The organism is Thalassospira permensis NBRC 106175, from assembly GCF_000714555.1.
In the GTDB taxonomy this organism is placed as follows: domain Bacteria; phylum Pseudomonadota; class Alphaproteobacteria; order Rhodospirillales; family Thalassospiraceae; genus Thalassospira; species Thalassospira xiamenensis.
Genome location: NZ_AUNC01000007.1, coordinates 48,980 through 67,469, shown reverse-complemented (window position 1 = coordinate 67,469; position 18,490 = coordinate 48,980). Strand labels below are relative to the sequence as shown.

Sequence of the window (18,490 nt, the reverse complement as noted above, 5' to 3'; positions counted from 1 at the left end):
GGTTACTCCGCCATCAGGTCGACGTCTTCGCCGCCGACAATACGTTTATGCAAATCCATGTCGATATTGCAGCCGGTCGACAGAACGACCGTGGTGCCGGGATTATCGATCAGCCCGGCACGAAGGGCGGCGATGCCAACGGCGGCGGCCCCTTCGATCACCTGCTGGTCATCGTGATAGGCGGCGCGGATGCCATCGGCGATCTGGGTTTCGTTGACCAGAACAAAGTCATCGGTCAGATCGGCACACATATCGAAGGTGTATTGGTTGTTTTGCCCGATGCCGCCGCCGAGGCTGTCGGCCAGTGTCGGCAGTTCTTTAACTGCGGTCGGTTTGCCTTCCTGCAGGCTTGTGATCATCGCACAGCCGCGTTCCATCGAAATGCCGACAACCCGGATCGCCGGGTTGATCGACTTCGCGGCCAGTGCCACCCCGGCCAGAAGCCCGCCACCGGACAAGGGTACCAGGAGCGTGTGGGCTTCGGGAAGCTGTTCCAGAACTTCAAGGCCAAGGGTTCCCTGACCGGCGATGATGTCGGCATGGTCAAAGGGGGGCAGCATGGTCATGCCGTTTTCCGCAACCAGACGATCCACTTCGTTTTGGGCCTCGTCCTGCGAGGTGCCGGATATGCATATTTCGGCACCCTGGGCACGGATGCCTTCGACCTTGTTTTTCGGGACCAGTTCGGACATGCAGATCACGGCGCGAACCCCGGCATTGCGCGCCGCATTGGCAAGGGCGCGGCCATAATTGCCGGTTGATACGCCGACAACGCCCTTTTCCTTCTGTTCGGGCGAGAGTTTCAGAACGGCATTCGCCGCCCCGCGCAGCTTGAAGCTGCCGGTATATTGCTGGTGTTCGCATTTCAGCCACACGGGCGATCCGATCCGCTCAGACAGGCTGGCAGACGGGCGCAGTGGTGTATGGATCACGTGGCCCGCGATGGTCTTGCGGGCAGAAAGCACATCACCAAGTGTGATGGGTTCCTTCATGGCGACCTCGTTACGATTTGTGTGGGGCGTGGTCAAACAGGGTTCCGAACCCCGTGACCGGTTTGTCGTATTTCATCAGATGCAGCGCGTGCCAGATCATTGCCTGATTGCTGGTAATCACAGGCTTGCCCAGAAGCTTTTCCGCACGTTCGACAATCTCGGCGGACCGGATTGCGGTGCAGGAAATGAACACGGCATCGGCATCAGGGCTATTGACCTGCAATGCCGCAGCCAAAAGGGCGTCCGGCGGGATTGCCGTCATATCGATATCGTTTTCAAGCCCGAACCCCATCAGCCGGGTCACATCGAAACCGCGCGCGATCAGTTGTTCGGCAACGGATCGGGTGACATCCAGAACATAGGGGGCGACCACGGCGATTTTTTGTGCACCGATTGTTCGTAATGCGACATCTGTTGCCAGCAATGGATTGGTCACCGCCGTGCCCGGCATGCCCTTGTTGATCAGGGCTTCGATCCGGTCCGATCCATTGACCGCCGTTCCCGACGTGCAGCCGAAAATGGCGACATCCACACCATATCCCGGCAACAGGGTGCGTGCGGCACGCGGCAGATCGTCGGCCATGCTGCGCAGGGTATCGACCGTGATCGGATTGGCATTTTCAATGCGGGTCGTGAACAGGCCAACATCGGCGGGAATGATGCGGCGCAGGTCATCCTCGCTGTTGAAATCGGTGGCGAGCGTAATCAGCCCGATCCGCCCGGCCGGGGCAACCGGATCGGGCAAATAGGACAGGTCTACCGGCTCTGGCGTGACCGCGGGGGCAACGGACATCGTCCTGAACTCCTTGATGGGGTGGGGCAATGACTGCCCGCACCCCGGTTTGATATTGTGGTTGTTCTTTTCCGGGATGATCCCGGTTATCTGCCGATTAACGGAAAGCCATGGTCGGCAGGAACAATGCGATCTGCGGAACAAAGACCAGAATCACGGCCGCGAGCAGAAGCATGAAGATAAAGGGCGGCGTTCCGCGGATGACCTCGTAATAAGGTCGCCTGAAGATCGCGATGGCGGTGAAAATATCGCACCCGAAAGGCGGCGTTGCCGACCCGATGGCGACCTGAAGCGTCACCAGCGTGCCAACCAGAACCGGATCAAGCCCGGCATCACGTACCAGCGGCATGAAGATCGGTGTCAGGACCAGAATGACGACAATCGGATCAACGAACATGCAGCCGATGAAGAAGGCGATGCAGATCGCGGCAAGGATCAGATAGCTGTTTGCACCTTCAAGCCCCAATGCACCGATCACATGCTGCGGAATCTGGGCAAAGGAAATCACAAACGAGAAGGTTGTACCCGCGCCGACAAGGATGAAGACCACAGCGGTAATCAGGCCGGTCGAACGGGCAATTTCCAGAAGTTCGGACCATTTCACCGACTTGAAGATCATGACTTCAAGAATGATGGCATAGACCACGGAAACGGCTGCGACTTCGGTCGGGCTGACCCAGCCGAGATAAATGCCGCCAACAATCAGAACCGGGAACATGATGGCCGGGCCGGCATTCACAATCGCCTTGCCACGTTCCGCCCAGCTCATGCGCGGGATGGTCGGAATGTTGTTCCTTTTTGCGTAAAAGACGCAATAGGCGGAAAACATCAGCAGGATCAGGATGCCCGGGCCGATACCAGCCAGGAACAATTCACCGATCGATACCTTGCCGACCACGCCAAACACGATCATGCCGATGGAAGGTGGGATCAGAAACGCGATGTCGCTGGCATTGATGATCAGGGCCATGGCAAAGCTGTCTTTGTAACCGGCTTTCAGCATTTTGGGCCGTAACGGGCCGCCCATCGCGACCACGGTTGCCTGTGTCGAACCCGACACCGCCCCAAACATGGTGCAGCCAAGGGCGGTTGTTACGGCAAGGCCGCCTCGCACATGGCCGACAAAGGTCATGGCGAGATCGATAAGCCGGTTGGCCGTATGCCCCTTTGTCACGATATCGGCGGCAAAGATGAACATCGGCACGGCAATCAGTGCCACCGGAGAAATCCCGGTCACCATTTGCTGGATCAGAATTTTGGGATCAATCGGCATGTAAAAGGTAAAGGCGACGACGCTGGCCATGGTCAGCGGCACCATCATCGGGAAGCCCAGCACCAGAAGGACGAGCATCACAATGAGAATTGTGGTTCCAAGATCCATTTTCCGTCCCCTTACAGATGATGATCGTCAGCGTCGGAGAACGTATCTTCCACCCGGTACGACAAATGCGTTCCGGGTCTGAAGATATTCGTTGCCGCGGCAAGTACGAACTGGATCCCCGTGACCGTCAGGCCAAAGGGTACGATGAGGACGGTGAAATAATAGGGGATGCGAAGGGCCGGCGTCAGGCGGTTGGACTGGATCAGCGATGAAACATAGCCGATCGAATACCATGCCAGAAGAAACAGAAGGGCGGCGGTGCCCAGCGTGATGATGATCATCATGATCTTGCTGGCCTGCGGGCCCAGCATATCGGTAAAGGCCGACATGCGAATGTGGCGCCCCATGCGGGCGGCCTCGCTAATGCCGACAAACGTGACAAGAATGATCAGAAATTGATTGAGCTCTTCGGAAAAGAAGATGCTCGAACTGAAACCCAGACGCATGATCACATTGGCGACCGTATTGACGGCCATGATCACGATGCTCCACCCCAGCAACTGACGCTCGACAACGGATAAACCGTCATCAAGCCGTTTCAGCACCGACAGCACCCCGCCTTTCGGCGCGGGAGCCTCCCCGTTAGAATCCGACATACGACCTCCATGATGCGCGTGCGAGACATTCTTGCTGAACGTTGTGTGTGGTTATTGGTTCCCTCCCACACGTTTTCCTGCTCGCTTCACGCCAGACTGCCAGAATAAAAACGGTTTGTGACGGTTCAATCAGATTTTTGTCATGACACAAAAATCAATACATAACGTCGAAGGCATGCACACCTGGCATCTGTTCCATCGTGTGACGGATCTGCATCAGGCCGTGATGCAGGGACGGGGTATCAACCGCCCCGCCGACACAAATCCGGATGGCATTCGGGCGGGGGACCTTGACGGTCATGAACGGGTCGGAAATCGTCACGGCAACGCCGTTTTTCCTCAGTTCCGAGGCAAACCATTCTTCCTGCCAGTGATGCGGAATGCGCACCCAGGCGCTTAGCGAAGTGGGGTGATGGCGGACCACGGCATCACCCAGTATTTCCGCAACAAGGGTCTGTCTTTCACGCATCAGGGCGCGTTGGACCGTTACCGCTTGTTCGACGGTGCCATCGGCAATCCAGCGTGCGCCGATCTCGGCCATCAGGGGTGTTCCCATCCATCCGGTGACTCGCAAAACGCTGCTGGCACGGATCGACAGGTGTTGTGGCACGACCAGAAAACCGGTGCGAAGTCCCGGCATGACGATCTTGGTCAGGCTGGAAACATGGAAACCCAGACGCGGCAGGAAACTTGTGATCGGCGGCAGGTTTTGTTCCAGAAGCGGGCGATAGACATCATCTTCGATGACATAGACGCCGTAATGCTCGGCGATCTCGGCGATTCGTTTGCGCCGTTCCAGCCCCATCAGGCAGTTGGTCGGGTTGGTGTAGATCGGGGTCACGACAAGGGCGCGGATGTGGCGCGCACGGCATTCACGTTCAAACGCGTCGGGCAGAATGCCTTCGTCATCGGTTGGCAATGCGCCCAGCTTGAAGCGAAGGATGCTGGCAGTGCCAATGACACCATGATCGGTCAGGCTTTCGGTCAGCACGACATCGTCGGGCTGAACCACGGTGGCAAGGGCGGTAAAGACCCCCTGTGCCGCGCCATTGGTGATCAGGATGTTGGGAAGCTCGGCCGAAATTCCCATCGATGCCAGCCATTTGCTGCCGATTTCGCGGTGGTATTCGAATCCTGCGACCGGGCGGCAGCTTTCCATCCAGTTATGGTGGGTTTCCTCGGCCAGCTTGCTGTGAATCTGGCGCGACAGATCATTGTGGAAATCGGTATAGGCCGTGCGCACAATCGACAGGTCGATCAGGTCGGGCTGGCGATTGTCCAGAATAAAGGTCGATGCGCGATCTGTCAGGCGTGCCTGGACGAATGTGCCGCGCCGTCGTTCCGACCTGAGATAACCCTGTCGTTCTACTTCCTTGTAGGCCGCACTGACGGTTTGCACGCTGACATGCAGCCTATAGGCCAGTTCACGATGGGTCGGCATCCGGACATCATGGCGAAGGCGTCCTGCCTCGATATCGGTGATGATTGCTTCGACAAGGGCCTTGTATTTTGGTCCCGTATCGCCGCTCAGGTCAATATTTGGCAGCCACATCTTGTCGATTCCTACCCTTGTCTACCCTTGTGCCCCTTGGGGGTTTTTCCGACCCTAACATGACCTGTGGGTTAATGTGTAGACGTCAATGTTATTTTGTCATGATACAAAACTAACATTGACCTGATGCAGGAACATTCCAACACTTTGCGCGTTCATGACATTGATGTGCCAACTAATCGCCGCCGGTCCAGGGTTCAATCCCGGTCGTCGCGGCATAATAAGGGAGACTTCGATATGAGTTTGAACAAGCTCTTCAAGGCGACCCTGTCTGCCGCCGCAATCTTTGCGGTTGCCGGGACAGCCGCCCAAGCCGAAGAATGGAAATTTGCGCATGAAGAAAGCCCGGGCGATGTGCAGGACCTGTATGCACAGGAATTCAAGCGCCTGGTCGAGGAAAAAACCAACGGTGATGTGACGGTTACCGTCTACACCTATGGCCAGTTGGGTACCGAAAACGACATTACCGAACTGACGACGGCGGGGGCTGTCCAGTTCTCGAACGCGTCGCCGGGCCATCTTGGCACCTTTGTTCCGGAAATTCAGGTTTTCGGTGTTCCCTACCTGCTGTCGCAGGATAACGAGGTGAACAAGGAAGTCCTGTCGAGCAGCCCGACGATCTATGAAGGTCTGTCGAAGGATTTTGAGTCCAAGGGTCTTAAGCTTTATACCATGTATCCCGAAGGCGAGATGGTCTGGACCACCAAGAAAAAGGTGACCCAGCCGTCCGAATTTGATGGGGTGAAATTCCGTGTCATGACGTCGCCGATCCTGATCGAAAGCTATGAGTCCTTCGGTGCCGATCCGGTGGCGTTGCCCTGGGGTGAAGTTTATTCCGGTCTTCAGACCAGCGTTATCGATGCGCAGGTCAACCCGATCTTCTTCATCGAAAGTGCGAAATTCTATGAAGTTACCGACTATCTGATCTATGCCGGTCAGCAGCAATATACCACCACCGTGGTATCGAATGCTGCCTTCTATGAAGGTCTGTCTGACGAGCGCAAAGAAATGCTTAAGGAAGTCAAATCGGAACTCGATGACTTCATCTATGAAGCGCAGCAAAAGGCAAATGCCGAGGCACTTGATCGCATCAAGAAAGCCAAGCCAGAAATCGAAGTCATTCGTCTGAATGATGAACAGCGCGCTGCCTTCAAAGAGGCATCGGCCGGTATTGGTGACAGCCTTGTCAAGGAAGTCGGTGGTGACACCGAAGAAGTGCTGAAAGCGCTCCGCAAGGAATTTGGCACCGAGATGTAATCATCTCTGACGCCATTCCCCTTCGCGGGATGATATCTGAAACCCCTGCAATGTTGGCCGCAGGGGTTTCTTTTTGTCTGCTTGGTAGACGCAGGTGTCGGGAAAATGATTTTGTACCGACAAAAAAACAGAGGCCGGCATGGGTCCGGCCTCTGTGGTGCACCCGGTCGTCATAAAGAAGGCCGGGTGGGGATGGTGTGAGCCTTATTATTTGCCGCTGGCAACTTCGTCGGCAATCGCATCAACGGCCTGTTTGGCGATGTCGATAACCTTGTCGATTTCGGCCTTGGTGATGCAAAGCGGCGGGGCAAAGCCCAGAATATCGCCATGGGGCATCGCACGTGCAATCATGCCGCGTTCAAGGCAGGCGGCAGAAACGCGCGGGCCGATTTTCGCATTCGGATCGAACCGTTCCTTTTTGGTTTTATCGGCGACAAATTCCAGTGCGGCCATCAGGCCGACACCACGCGCTTCGCCAACCAGCGGATGCTCGTTAAATGTTTCGCGCAGGCGTTTCTGGAAATAGCCCCCAGTATCGGCCGCATTGCCGGTCAGGTTTTCACCATCGACAATATCAAGGTTGGCATTGGCGGCAGCCGCACAGACCGGATGCGCGGAATAGGTCCAGCCATGACCAATCGGCCCCATTTTATCGGACCCCTGTTCCAGAACCTTCCAGACGCGTTCGCCGATGATCACACCCGACAGCGGCAGGTAGCCCGAAGACACGCCTTTGGCAATCGTGATCAGGTCGGGCTTGATGTCGTAATGGTGCGAACCGAAATAGGACCCGGTGCGGCCGAATGCGGTGACGACCTCGTCGGCAACCAGAAGCACATCATATTTGTTCAGAACCTTCTGGATCGCGGCCCAGTATCCTTCGGGCGGGGTGATGATGCCGCCCGTGCCCATGACCGGCTCGCCGATGAAGGCGGCAACGGTTTCCGGGCCTTCGCGCAGGATCATTTTTTCAAGGTCATCGGCACAGCGTTTGGCAAATTCGGCCTCTGTCTCGCCCGCGTCGGCATTCCAGTAGTGATGCGGGCAGGTGGTGTGCAGGATCGGCGCACGCGGCAGGTCAAACGCGTTGTGGAAGGCTGCCAGACCCGTCAGGCTTCCGGTCATGATGCCCGAACCGTGGTAACCGCGCCAGCGCGAGATGATTTTCTTCTTCTGCGGCAGGCCGCGGATATTGTTGTAATACCAGATCAGTTTGATGTTGGTTTCGTTCGCATCCGACCCCGACATGCCGTAATAGACGCGCTGCATGCCTTCGGGGGCGGATTTGACGATGCGATCCGACAGGCGGATGACCGGCTCGTTCCCGTGCCCGACATAGGTGTGGTAATAGGCCAGTTCCTTGGCCTGGGCGTAAATCGCATCGGCGATTTCAGTACGGCCATAACCGACATTCACACAGTAAAGACCGGCGAAGGCATCAAGCGATTCCTTGCCTTCGGTATCATGGATATAGATGCCCTTGCCGCCATTGATGATGCGGTTGGGGGTTTCGCCCGCCGCGTGCTGGCGCATGTGGGTCGAGGGATGCATGAAATGGGCGCGATCCATTTCCTGCAAATCGGCGGTGGTGTTTTTGATGACATTCATTTTGCTTCTCCCATGTGAATGCGGTGGCTGCTGCGCATGTTACTGTTTGAACGCGGCGCAGACATATTTGAGTTCTGTGAATTCTTCGAGGCCGTGGCGCGACCCTTCGCGGCCAAGGCCGGATTGCTTGACGCCACCAAACGGGACCGGTGCGCCGGTGATTTTCACGCAGTTCAGTGCGACCATGCCGTATTCAAGTGCGTTTGAAACACGCGCGGCGCGATCATGATCCCTGGTATAGACATAGGCCGCCAGACCATATTCGCTATCATTGGCGCGGCTGATGACTTCTTCCTCGGTATCGAACGGGATGACCGGGGCAACCGGGCCAAAGGTTTCCTCGTGATAGATTTTCATATCTTCGGTCACATCGGCCAGAAGGGTCGGGGCATAGAACAGCCCGCCCATCTTTTTGCCACCGGTCAGAACGCGGGCACCCTTGGCGCGGGCATCTGCAACATGTTCATCGCATTTGGCAACCGCACGATCATGCATGAGCGGACCGATTTCGGTGGTGTCATCAAGCCCGTTGCCAACGCGCAGTTCGCCGATTGCCTTGGCATATTTGTCAAGGAACGCATCATAGATATCACGATGGACAAAGATGCGGTTCGCGGCAAGGCAATCCTGCCCGCTGGTGGCGAATTTGGCCCCGACCGCGTGATTGACAGCCTCATCCAGATCGACATCGGGGAACAGGATGAACGGCGCATGTCCGCCCAGTTCCATCGACATTTTTTTGACGGTTTGCGCACCTTGCGACAGCAGCAGTCGGCCGACTTCGGTCGAGCCGGTAAAGGACAGTGCGCGCACAACCGGGTTGCCGCAAAGTTCGCCGACAACCGGATTGGGATCACCGGTCACGACGTTAAAGACACCGGCCGGGATACCGGCCCGTTCGGCCAGTTCGGCAAGGGCGGTGGCCGAAAACGGCGTTTCGGTCGCCGGGCGGATAATCATGGTGCAACCGGCGGCCAGTGCGGCGGCGGCCTTGCGCGTGATCATCGCACACGGGAAGTTCCACGGTGTTACTGCCGCGGTGACGCCAACCGGTTCGCGTTTGACACTCATATTCCGGCCGGGCAGGTGGGATGAGATGTTTTCGACATTCACCCGTTTGGCTTCTTCGGCGAAGAATTCGATGAAGCTTGCGGCATAATCAATCTCGCCACGGGATTCCGAAATCGGTTTGCCCTGTTCAAGCGTCATCAGAAGGGCGAGGTCTTCCTTGTTTTCAATCAGAAGATCAAACCAGCTGCGCAGACGCGCGGCGCGATCCTGCGGCAGAAGGGCGGCCCATGCCGGAAAGGCCGCATGGGCCGCGGCAATGGCGTTACGGGTTTCGGCAATGCCCATATTTGGCACGGTACCAAGAAACGCACCGTCGAACGGATTGGTGACTTCGATAACCTGACGGTTGTCGGCCGAGCACCAGCGCCCGTCAATATAAGCGTGTTCGCGCAGAAGCCGAAGATCGGACAGCTGGCTTAACGACACGCAGCGCTGTTCTTTGAGTTGTGCCGTCATGAAAACCTCCTTGAAACAAGGCCGCGCCTTTTGGCGTCAGCCCCTGTTTTGTTGAACTGCCAGCAGGCTATCAACAAGCTGGCAGAGGAGGTCTCCGAACTCGATGCGATTTGATGCGGTTTTTTTGGCAAGCCCCGGTCGAAAGCAGATGTTTTTTCTGTCGGGGGCTGTGCGGATATTCAATCGTCGGCGTTATCTTTGAGAAAAGCGCGCATTTCGCGGCGTTCGCGCCGTTTCTCGATGACGGTGCGGATGATGATCACGGCAAAGAACAGCACAACGATGCTGGTGGACATCGGAAAGGCGACCGGGATGCCGATGATAAAGACAATGGCACCCAAAAGCCCGCCGCCGATCATCGCCGCCATTCCGCCAAGCAAGGCGATGGCGAAAACGGCGGCGATGATGATGGAGGCAAGCTTGTTCATAACAGGTCCGGTGGAGCGTGATTCACTCAGCCACTGCGGCTGGTAAGCTGTTTGGTGGTGACATCAACGCGGTGGGCCAGAACGCGGATCAGCTGAACGGCAACCGCCTGGTCCTGTCGGACAAGGCCAAGGAACTCGTTTTTATCGAGTTTCAGGACCGTCATTTCCTCGACCGCGCGAATGGTTGCGGAACGCGGTGCATCGACCAGAAGGGCGATTTCACCAATGACTTCCTTGGGTTCGACATCGCGAAGCTTGATTGTTTGGGCTTCGTCGGTCGTCAGCCAGATTTCACCGCGCCCGGAAATCACGATAAAGGCCGCATCCCCCGGGTCGCCCTGTTTGACCAGAACCTCGCCGCGTTTGAAGGTCAGACGCGGGCTGGTAAAGGCAAGCAGCTTGATCACGCTGGGGTCAAGGCCGGCAAACAGCGGAATGGTCCGAAGCAGCCGGACTTCCTGTTCGATGCTGCCATCATTTGTATCAGATGCGGTTTCGGCGACTTCGTCTTCGGCCTGTTCGGCGGTGGCACCGTCGATTGCATGGCTTTGGCGTTTAACGATTTTGCCGTTCGCCATATGCAGATAGGTTCCGAAACGCTGGCTGTCGGTTTCATCACCATCAACCCAGATCACACTGCGATGTTCGGATTGCCCGGTCAGCCAGTCAATGACCTGTTCGCGTGTTTCACGGTCCAATGCCGAAAGGGCTTCGTCCACAACCATCAGATCGGGATTCTTGATCAGGGCACGGACCAGCGCGATTTTCTGACGCAGGCTTTGTGAAACGCGGCTGCCGCCGACACCAACCTGACTATCAAGGCCAAGTGTGACAAGCGCCTCGTAAAGGCCGCCCTCATGGGCGATTTCAAACAGTACTTCGCCAACACGTTCTTCGGAATTTGCACGGCCATAGGCAAAACGACCGAACAGAAGGTTGTCGATGACGGGGGCCGCAGCGGCATATTCATCGACCTTGAAGAAGTCGATCATATCCGCCAGATCGTCGGGCAGTTTGCCATAGAATTTCGGACGCGCTTTCAGGACCAGCTTGCGGAATTCGTCATCAATGACGCGCAAACGATGGCGTGCCGGGGTCAGGTTCATGGCGACGTCAAGGAGGCGTAGCTTGTCCTCGGCGCGCATATCCGTGATCGCGACCCCGTCGGTGCGTTTCAGCATGTTTTTGACCTCGGGCAGTTCGTCGGCCGAGATAAAGCTGTAACGGTCAAAGAATTCGTGTCCGGGCGGCAGACCGGTAAACAGTTCGACCATCAGATCAAGCGTGTCGCGGCCCATGCTGATCATGACGTCGTAAAGCCCGGTTTCGCGCAGGGCTTCCTGCATATAGGGATGCGACAGAAATGCCGTGCGTTCGAAATCGGACCGGGCCGGGGCACCAAACAGAATGTTGACGCCGACCGGTGCGTTGTCGTTGTAAAGATCAATGTCATAGGGTTCGACCAGATCGGACAGGCCACGTTCGGCAAGGATTTCCTTGAGTTTCGGGCGGGCCGTCAGAACGGCTTCGACCAGATCCGGGCGTTCTTTCGGATCAATGCGGCGTTGCAGGCCGATGCGGTAAATATCGCGGTCAAGCTGCACGACTTCAAGCAGGCGCATCAGTTCGACCTTCAATTCATCCATCGAATTGAAGCCCGGACCGATATAGTCGATCCATTCTGCCGCCGGGTCATAGGGGATATTACCGGACCGCTTGATTTCGTCGTACATCTCGTCGGTCAGACGCCACGGCAGATCGGTCGGATCGGTCAGTTCGATATGGTCGACAAATTTCGGCAGCGGCAGTTTCAGGTTTTCGTCATCGCCGTCACCGTCTTTGTCATCGCCGGTTTTGATAGCAAGGATCGGACGGTGTTTCAGGCCATAAAACAGGTTGTCGGCGATGGTGCCGTTAAACAGATAGGCGTCATTGCCGATATAGGCCAGACGTTGCCCGAATGTGGATGCCGGAAGGTCTTCGGCATTGCGGTCGCTGAACTGGATGCGGCCACCGGTCGGGGTCAGTAACCGCGCGATCAGGCGGGCCAGTTGTGATTTTCCGCTGTCAGCCGAGCCGGTCAGAAGGGCCGAGCCCGGCAAGGGCATGTTGAACGACACATTTTCAACAACCCGGGTGCCGTCATCATCGACCCATGACAGGGCCGCGACATCGAGCGGTCCGGGCAGATGTTCGGATTTCGGCGCGATCAGTTCGTGTTCACGGCCAAGATCAGGCAGTTCGAACTGTTCGTGAAGCTGTTCATATTTGATCCGCGCATCGGCAAGGCGCTGGTAATAGGCTAGAAGCTCTTTCCAAGGGGCCGACATATCCTTGTAGGCGGCAAGGGCCGCGACCAGCGCGCCGAAGCTGAGATCGCCCATGATCACCAGATAGCCGCCGATGGAATAGAAGAAGAACGGCGTGATCTGGGCGATGAAGTTGTTCAGGAACTTGATAAAGAATTTGCGGAAATAGATTTCCTTGCGGATTTCGAAAATCCGGCCCATCCGCTGGGTGAAATGGGTCAGCTCGAAACCCTGCGTTTCATGGGCGCGGATATCGGTCGCACCGGCAACGACTTCGCCGATATGTTCAGACATGCGGCGCACGTTCTGCACGCGCTGTTTGCCAAGCTGGTTCACGCGGCGTTGCAGTTTCGGGATCAGGTAGCCCTGCAACGGATAAAACGAAATTGCCGCCAGCCCCATCAACGGGTCCTGAATAAAGATAAAGGCCGTGATCGTGACCAGAATACCGCCCTGATAAAGCGGCAGCGAAAACGCTTCGCCAAAGAAACCGCCAAGCGGTTCTGCTTCGGCGGTGATCATGGAAACGATTTCGCCCTGGCTGGTTTTACGGAAATGCGGAAGCGGAAAACGCAGAACCCGTTCAAACAGGGTATAGCGCAACCGGCGCAAAAGCCGTTCGGACATCACGCCGACATAGACGTTGATGAAATATTTGAACCCGCCATTGATGAAGACCAGCGCGAGAAAGATCCCAGACAGGGTGAACAGATATTCGATCTGGTTCAGTTCGATGCCAAGAACATCATAAGGTTCGCCAGCGCCACCGATTGCCTGGTTGACGATCAGCTTTGGCAAATCCAGCGAGTAATACAGAAATGGAAAGGAGATCACCGTGACCAAAGTCAGGATAATCTGCTGCAAGCTGCTGTGTTGCCAGATATAGGCAAAAACCGACTTTGGCATTCACGGGTCCCGTATTCTTGTCGGAACGGATTTTTTACCCGTTCCTATTGCTCGTTTTGATGCAGAATGTACCCGGCCTTTAAGGTTTTAGCCAAGTTCGAAACTTTGACCCGGTTCAACAAAGCCGCAAAAGCCGTCAGCAACCGCATCGGGCTTTGGATAGGCCTGATAGTGATAGAGCCACATTTTGGCTTTGATATCGGCAGGAAGGGTCACAAGCTGTTCGTAATGGGCATGAACGCCTGAGTGGCGAGGACCAAGTTCGCAGTCCTGAAAAATGATATCTGCTTTCTGGTACAGCGGCATATGGGCATCAGGGTTGAAAATCGCATCTGTCGTCAGGAAGAAGCTTTGTTTTTTTCCATGCCCGAACAGCGCGTAGGAAAGCATCGTCCCCTGGGACGTCACGATATGTTCAACCGGAATGACATCAAAATGCACGCCCTGCCAGTCAAACCCCTTGGCCGGGCTGAGTTCATTGACCTTGAAATAGGATGACAGGCTGTTATTGCCCTGATCGCTGATCTGAAGTCCGCCGCGCAGGCTGTGTTCCCAAAGCGGTTCAAGCAGGTCGTGAACGGCAAACAGTTTGGCCTGATGACCTTCGAAAATGAAATAATTGGCCAGTGCCATCCATTCCAGACCGCCAATATGATCCGAATGCAGATGGCTGATATAAACAGCATCAAAGTCATTGGGCATATAGCCCAGATTGCGCAGCGAGTGCCGTGCATCTGAACCACAGTCAATCAACATGCGTGCCGGTTGGTCACTGCCGGGCTGAACTGCTTCCAGAACCATATTGCTCTGGAAATTGTCAGCCGCCATGCAGAATGCCGAACCTGTCCCCGCAAACGTAAGCTTCATTCCCCGATCTCCCGACATTTTGTCGAAAGATTAGACGAGGTTTGGGGCAAAGAACCACCCCCTTTGATGGGGAAATGCTAATTTTCCGGATAAAAGCAGCGGGCTGACCTGCGGTTCAGCAAGGCATAGCGCGCTATTCGCCGGGTTCGCGAACCGTTTCAATATCCTTTTTGCCATCGGCCAGACGGGTGACTTCGGCACGCAATTCCCGCAATTCCCGCAGGATTTCGTGATGATCCAGGCCAAGTTCAGTGCGAGTCTGCGTTTCTTCGACGTCAACATGGGTGGCCATGGCATCGACGACGATGGCAATGAACAGGTTCAGAACGGCAAAGGTGGTGACCAGGATGAAAGGCACGAAAAACAGCCACGCCAGCGGATAGATTTCCATAACCGGGCGGACGATTCCCATCGACCAGCTTTCGAGCGTCATGATCTGGAACAGGGAATAAAGTGACGCGCCGATGGTGCCAAACCATTCGGGGAAGCCCGATCCGAACAGCTTGGTCGCCATGACGGCAGACACGTAAAACACCAGCAACAGCAGGGTCAGGACCGACACCATACCGGGAATGGCCTTCATCAGGGCTTCGACGACCTTGCGCATCGAGGGTACCGTCGAAATCAGGCGGAAGGCACGCAGGATTCGAAGGGCACGCAAGACCGATACGCCCTGCCCCATCGGCAGCAGGGTGATGGCGACAATCGTAAAATCAAAGATGTTCCATGATCGCCGGAAAAAGCCCAGCCGATACACGGCCAGTTTCATCAGAAGTTCGATGACGAAAATCGCGACCGCGATCTGATCAAGCAGATACAGGATCGATCCGGCGGCATTCATGACGGTTTGGGAAGTTTCAAGTCCGAGAATGATCGCGTTGATCGCAATGACCGCAGTGATGAAATTCTGGAACTTTGAAGATTCGACGATCCGGCGCAGCGTTTCCATTAAACCCTCCCGGTGGGTACCGGTTCAAAAGGCGCGGCAGCCGGGGTTTTCACCGACGGGCGGGACTGCGCCGGAAAGAAAACACGAACAGGGCGCAGATCAGACTTGCTGACGACTGCGCCCTGCGAAATCAGTTCAGACCGTGACGGCCCATATCAAGGAACTTGTCACGACGACGCGCCTTGAGCACACCGCCTTCGACATTGTCCATGGCTTCAAGTGCTTTGACGATTGCGGTGCCAACACGTTTGCAGGCATCGACCGGCGAACGTTGTGCGCCACCCAGCGGTTCGGTAATGATTTCATCAATCACACCCAGCTGGTGAAGGTCCTGTGCGGTCAGGCGAAGGGCTTCGGCCGCCGTTTTGGCCTCGTCACCCGAACGCCACAGGATCGAGGCGCAGCCTTCCGGCGAGATCACGGAATAGATCGAGTTTTCAAGCATCATGACCGAGTTTGCGACAGCAAGCGCGATGGCACCGCCCGATCCGCCTTCGCCGATAATGACCGAAATCAGCGGAACCTTGATATCAAGGCAGGCTTCGATTGACCGTGCGATGGCTTCGGACTGTCCGCGCGCCTCGGCATCGGCACCGGGGAATGCACCGGCCGTATCAACCAGTGTGATAACCGGAATGCCAAAACGTTCGGCCATGCGCATCAGGCGGATCGCCTTGCGATAGCCTTCTGGTTTGGCCATGCCGAAATTGTGCTTTACGCGGGATTCGGTATCGCGGCCCTTTTCATGACCGATCACCATGACGCTGCGGCCCTGCAGACGGGCCAGACCACCAATGATGGCTTCGTCTTCGCCAAACAGGCGGTCACCGGCAAGCGGGGTGAAACCCTCGAACAGGTGGGCGACGTAATCGGTGAAATGCGGGCGATCAGGATGACGGGCAACCTGCGTTTTCTGCCATGCGGTCAGCTTGCCATAGGTGCTTTGCAGCAGCTTGGTCAGCTTGTCCTGCAGGCGTGCGACCTCGTCGGCGATGTTGACTTCATCATTGCCGGTCAGGTGGCGCAATTCTTCGATCTTGCCTTCGAGTTCGGCGATCGGCTTTTCAAAATCCAGAAAGTTATGCATCAGGGCATCATATCCGGCTGGGAAACAATGAGGCGGAACATAGTTGATCAACCCGTCACGTCAAGGGTTGAGGTCCGATAGGCATATAAATTCCATCCTTGCACGAATTATATCGTATATTTCGCGCTGCACAGTGACAGTTTTGCACACGGAAATCCATGACGTCCAGTATCGAGATCACATCGCCCAGCGATCCCGCCCTTGTTCCGTTCGACCGGCTTGTTGAAATTCTGCTGGCCGCCTTTGCCTTTCAGGACGATATCGTCGATCCGCCAAGTTCGGCAAAATCGGTCAATATTGCCGAACTTCAATGGCGGTTTGCCCGTGATACGCTGTTTCTGGCCCATGATTCAGCGGGTCGTGTCATTGGCCAGGTCTGGATCGAGGATGTTGGCAAAGACGCCTATCTTTATAAATTGTCGGTTGATCCGTCCATTCAGGGCGGCGGCATTGGCAAGGCACTGGTCGAGGCGGCCTGCGCCCATGCCGGAAAGGCGGGCAAGGCAAACATGCGGCTCCACGTTCGGGTTGAACTGACCGGTAATATTGCCTTTTTCAAGTCGCGCGGTTTTGAAATCGCCGGTGAAGGCGTTCACGATGGTTATGATCGCACGACATTCTGGAAAATGGCGCGGCCTTTACAGATGGCGAAATCGGCCTGATCCAACCGGCAGTCAGGCGACGTCGGTTTCGGGTTTGATGGCATAATAGGGAACGTGGGTTTCGCCCCAGTCCTTGAGCGCCACGATAATATGGCGCAGCGTCTCGCCCTTTGTGGTCAGGCTGTATTCCACGCGCGGCGGGACTTCGGCATAGACTTCGCGGTGGATCAGGCCGTCGGCCTCCATCTCGCGCAGTTGGCGGGTCAGCATGCGCTGTGTCACGCCGGGCATCAGACGACGCAATTGATTGAACCGTTTTGTCCCGTCCAGCAGATGGAACAGGACGACACCCTTCCATTTGCCACCAATCACGTCCAGTGTCCCTTCGACCGGGCAGCCGGGGCTGCGATCCGGGGGGCAGGCCAATCTCGATGCCATCAAATGGCTCCTTAAATCCGCAGAAAACGTCAATAGTATACAAAATGACACTATTGGTCCAAATTGTGCTTACTTACGATTATCGCTATAATGCGCTAGGTCTGGTGCATTCGCAATTCAAACCTTTGATCAAAAGGATGACATGATGAAAGCAATCGGACTTTATAAAGCAGCCCCCGTCGAGACGGACGGGCTGTTCCGTGAAATCGATATGGAAACTCCAAAGGCCGAAGGCCGGGATATTCTGGTCCGGGTCAAGGGTGTTGCCGTCAACCCGGTCGATTTCAAAGTGCGCCGCGGCAAGGCGGATGATGGCAATTTCAAAATCCTCGGCTGGGATGCGGCCGGTGTTGTTGAAGCGGTTGGCGAGGATGTCACCCTGTTTCGTCCGGGTGATGCGGTCTGGTATGCCGGGGATGTGACCCGGTCTGGCAGCAATGCTCAGTTCCAGCTTGTCGATGAACGGATCGTTGCGCCAAAGCCAAAGTCGCTTGGCTTTGCCGATGCAGCGGCACTGCCATTGACCACGATTACGGCGTGGGAGGCCCTGTTTGACCGGATGATGATTGATCGCAACGCCAGGGACGCCAATGCGGGCAAGGTGCTTTTGGTGATTGGCGGGGCCGGTGGGGTTGGATCGATTGCGATCCAGCTTGGCAAACTGGCGGGATTGACCGTGATTGCAACCGCATCGCGCCCGGAAACCATTGATTGGGTCAAAAAACTTGGTGCCGATCAGGTGATCAACCACCGCAATCCGTTGAATGACGAGCTAACGGCAATCGGCATTACCCATGTCGATTACATTCTGTGCACGTCGGAAACCGATCAGTATTTCGATGTCATGGCCGAAATCATCGCCCCGCAAGGTCGGATCGCGACGATCACCGAGGCCAGCGAAAACCATAATGTCGATCTGCTGAAGGCGAAATCGGCCAGCTTTTCCTATGAATTCATGTTTACCCGTTCGATGTTCCAGACCCCGGACATGATCGAACAGCACAAATTGCTGGCGACCGTGGCCGATCTGATCGATGCCGGAACCCTGAAAAATACCGCAAATGAAAGTTTCGGGGCCTTGACACCCGAAAGCCTGCGCAAGGCGCATGCGTTGCTGGAATCCGGCAAGGCCATTGGCAAGATCACCTTTGAGGGCATCGCGGATTAACCTGTTGCGGTTGCCATAAAAGCAAAGGGG

General features: G+C 56.0%; 16 protein-coding genes. 3 read left to right on the top strand and 13 right to left on the bottom strand.

Annotation, left to right across the window (positions count from 1 at the left end):
• Window positions 1-2: 2 nt before the first annotated feature.
• The 5 genes from eutB to ehuR all read right to left on the bottom strand — a co-directional run bounded on the left by eutB (window position 3) and on the right by ehuR (window position 5,314).
• Window positions 3-992 carry a hydroxyectoine utilization dehydratase EutB gene (gene eutB / locus SMB34_RS05285; protein WP_037988179.1) on the bottom strand — a complete coding sequence of 330 codons (990 nt, stop codon included), beginning with the start codon at window positions 990-992 and terminating at the stop codon, window positions 3-5.
• A gap of 10 nt (window positions 993-1,002) precedes the next feature.
• Window positions 1,003-1,785: a maleate cis-trans isomerase family protein gene (locus tag SMB34_RS05280; RefSeq protein WP_051682136.1), complete on the bottom strand. Its 783-nt coding sequence runs from the start codon at window positions 1,783-1,785 to the stop codon at window positions 1,003-1,005.
• 97 nt (window positions 1,786-1,882) lie between these two features.
• Complete coding sequence (locus SMB34_RS05275) at window positions 1,883-3,166, bottom strand: TRAP transporter large permease (RefSeq protein ID WP_037988176.1); 1,284 nt, start codon at window positions 3,164-3,166, stop codon at window positions 1,883-1,885.
• An 11-nt stretch (window positions 3,167-3,177) separates the two neighbouring features.
• The gene (locus SMB34_RS05270; RefSeq protein WP_037988174.1) at window positions 3,178-3,762 is read right to left on the bottom strand and encodes a TRAP transporter small permease; all 585 of its coding nucleotides are present in this window, start codon (window positions 3,760-3,762) and stop codon (window positions 3,178-3,180) included.
• A gap of 154 nt (window positions 3,763-3,916) precedes the next feature.
• Window positions 3,917-5,314, bottom strand: coding sequence for a MocR-like ectoine utilization transcription factor EhuR (gene ehuR / locus SMB34_RS05265; protein WP_037988171.1), 1,398 nt, complete (start codon window positions 5,312-5,314; stop codon window positions 3,917-3,919).
• A 237-nt stretch (window positions 5,315-5,551) separates the two neighbouring features.
• Here ehuR and SMB34_RS05260 point away from each other — a divergent pair, with 237 nt between their 5' ends.
• Window positions 5,552-6,571: a TRAP transporter substrate-binding protein gene (locus SMB34_RS05260; protein ID WP_037988169.1), complete on the top strand. Its 1,020-nt coding sequence runs from the start codon at window positions 5,552-5,554 to the stop codon at window positions 6,569-6,571.
• Window positions 6,572-6,778: 207 nt separating this feature from the next.
• Here SMB34_RS05260 and SMB34_RS05255 read toward each other — a convergent pair whose 3' ends face one another.
• From SMB34_RS05255 to SMB34_RS05225, 7 genes are all read right to left on the bottom strand, one after another.
• Complete coding sequence (locus SMB34_RS05255) at window positions 6,779-8,179, bottom strand: aspartate aminotransferase family protein (RefSeq protein ID WP_051682134.1); 1,401 nt, start codon at window positions 8,177-8,179, stop codon at window positions 6,779-6,781.
• A gap of 39 nt (window positions 8,180-8,218) precedes the next feature.
• Window positions 8,219-9,706 (bottom strand): NAD-dependent succinate-semialdehyde dehydrogenase, encoded by a 1,488-nt coding sequence (locus SMB34_RS05250; RefSeq protein WP_037988166.1) that lies wholly within the window; start codon window positions 9,704-9,706, stop codon window positions 8,219-8,221.
• Between the two features lie 179 nt (window positions 9,707-9,885).
• Window positions 9,886-10,134, bottom strand: a complete 249-nt coding sequence (locus SMB34_RS05245; protein ID WP_007088936.1) for a hypothetical protein — start codon at window positions 10,132-10,134, stop codon at window positions 9,886-9,888.
• Between the two features lie 26 nt (window positions 10,135-10,160).
• The gene (locus tag SMB34_RS05240) at window positions 10,161-13,349 is read right to left on the bottom strand and encodes an ABC transporter transmembrane domain-containing protein (protein ID WP_037988165.1); all 3,189 of its coding nucleotides are present in this window, start codon (window positions 13,347-13,349) and stop codon (window positions 10,161-10,163) included.
• 87 nt (window positions 13,350-13,436) lie between these two features.
• Window positions 13,437-14,216 carry an MBL fold metallo-hydrolase gene (locus tag SMB34_RS05235; protein WP_037988163.1) on the bottom strand — a complete coding sequence of 260 codons (780 nt, stop codon included), beginning with the start codon at window positions 14,214-14,216 and terminating at the stop codon, window positions 13,437-13,439.
• A 133-nt stretch (window positions 14,217-14,349) separates the two neighbouring features.
• The gene (locus SMB34_RS05230) at window positions 14,350-15,165 is read right to left on the bottom strand and encodes an ion transporter (protein ID WP_007088933.1); all 816 of its coding nucleotides are present in this window, start codon (window positions 15,163-15,165) and stop codon (window positions 14,350-14,352) included.
• A 130-nt stretch (window positions 15,166-15,295) separates the two neighbouring features.
• A complete protein-coding gene (locus SMB34_RS05225; RefSeq protein ID WP_007088932.1) occupies window positions 15,296-16,252 on the bottom strand; it encodes an acetyl-CoA carboxylase carboxyltransferase subunit alpha in 957 nt (318 codons plus the stop codon).
• A 158-nt stretch (window positions 16,253-16,410) separates the two neighbouring features.
• Between SMB34_RS05225 and SMB34_RS05220 the strand changes: the two genes are divergently transcribed.
• Window positions 16,411-16,914 carry a GNAT family N-acetyltransferase gene (locus SMB34_RS05220; RefSeq protein WP_007088931.1) on the top strand — a complete coding sequence of 168 codons (504 nt, stop codon included), beginning with the start codon at window positions 16,411-16,413 and terminating at the stop codon, window positions 16,912-16,914.
• A 12-nt stretch (window positions 16,915-16,926) separates the two neighbouring features.
• Here the strand turns inward: SMB34_RS05220 and SMB34_RS05215 are convergent, their stop codons facing one another.
• Window positions 16,927-17,292 carry a winged helix-turn-helix transcriptional regulator gene (locus SMB34_RS05215; protein ID WP_037988161.1) on the bottom strand — a complete coding sequence of 122 codons (366 nt, stop codon included), beginning with the start codon at window positions 17,290-17,292 and terminating at the stop codon, window positions 16,927-16,929.
• Window positions 17,293-17,437: 145 nt separating this feature from the next.
• Here SMB34_RS05215 and SMB34_RS05210 point away from each other — a divergent pair, with 145 nt between their 5' ends.
• Window positions 17,438-18,460, top strand: coding sequence for a zinc-binding alcohol dehydrogenase family protein (locus SMB34_RS05210; RefSeq protein ID WP_007088929.1), 1,023 nt, complete (start codon window positions 17,438-17,440; stop codon window positions 18,458-18,460).
• The last annotated feature ends 30 nt before the right edge of the window (window positions 18,461-18,490 follow it).

Coding starts and splice junctions, on each gene's coding strand:
- eutB (WP_037988179.1), bottom strand. CDS start 992: ATGAAGGAACCCATCACACTTGGTGATGTGCTTTCTGCCCGCAAGACC.
- SMB34_RS05280 (WP_051682136.1), bottom strand. CDS start 1,785: ATGTCCGTTGCCCCCGCGGTCACGCCAGAGCCGGTAGACCTGTCCTAT.
- SMB34_RS05275 (WP_037988176.1), bottom strand. CDS start 3,166: ATGGATCTTGGAACCACAATTCTCATTGTGATGCTCGTCCTTCTGGTG.
- SMB34_RS05270 (WP_037988174.1), bottom strand. CDS start 3,762: ATGTCGGATTCTAACGGGGAGGCTCCCGCGCCGAAAGGCGGGGTGCTG.
- ehuR (WP_037988171.1), bottom strand. CDS start 5,314: ATGTGGCTGCCAAATATTGACCTGAGCGGCGATACGGGACCAAAATAC.
- SMB34_RS05260 (WP_037988169.1), top strand. CDS start 5,552: ATGAGTTTGAACAAGCTCTTCAAGGCGACCCTGTCTGCCGCCGCAATC.
- SMB34_RS05255 (WP_051682134.1), bottom strand. CDS start 8,179: ATGAATGTCATCAAAAACACCACCGCCGATTTGCAGGAAATGGATCGC.
- SMB34_RS05250 (WP_037988166.1), bottom strand. CDS start 9,706: ATGACGGCACAACTCAAAGAACAGCGCTGCGTGTCGTTAAGCCAGCTG.
- SMB34_RS05245 (WP_007088936.1), bottom strand. CDS start 10,134: ATGAACAAGCTTGCCTCCATCATCATCGCCGCCGTTTTCGCCATCGCC.
- SMB34_RS05240 (WP_037988165.1), bottom strand. CDS start 13,349: ATGCCAAAGTCGGTTTTTGCCTATATCTGGCAACACAGCAGCTTGCAG.
- SMB34_RS05235 (WP_037988163.1), bottom strand. CDS start 14,216: ATGAAGCTTACGTTTGCGGGGACAGGTTCGGCATTCTGCATGGCGGCT.
- SMB34_RS05230 (WP_007088933.1), bottom strand. CDS start 15,165: ATGGAAACGCTGCGCCGGATCGTCGAATCTTCAAAGTTCCAGAATTTC.
- SMB34_RS05225 (WP_007088932.1), bottom strand. CDS start 16,252: ATGCATAACTTTCTGGATTTTGAAAAGCCGATCGCCGAACTCGAAGGC.
- SMB34_RS05220 (WP_007088931.1), top strand. CDS start 16,411: ATGACGTCCAGTATCGAGATCACATCGCCCAGCGATCCCGCCCTTGTT.
- SMB34_RS05215 (WP_037988161.1), bottom strand. CDS start 17,292: ATGGCATCGAGATTGGCCTGCCCCCCGGATCGCAGCCCCGGCTGCCCG.
- SMB34_RS05210 (WP_007088929.1), top strand. CDS start 17,438: ATGAAAGCAATCGGACTTTATAAAGCAGCCCCCGTCGAGACGGACGGG.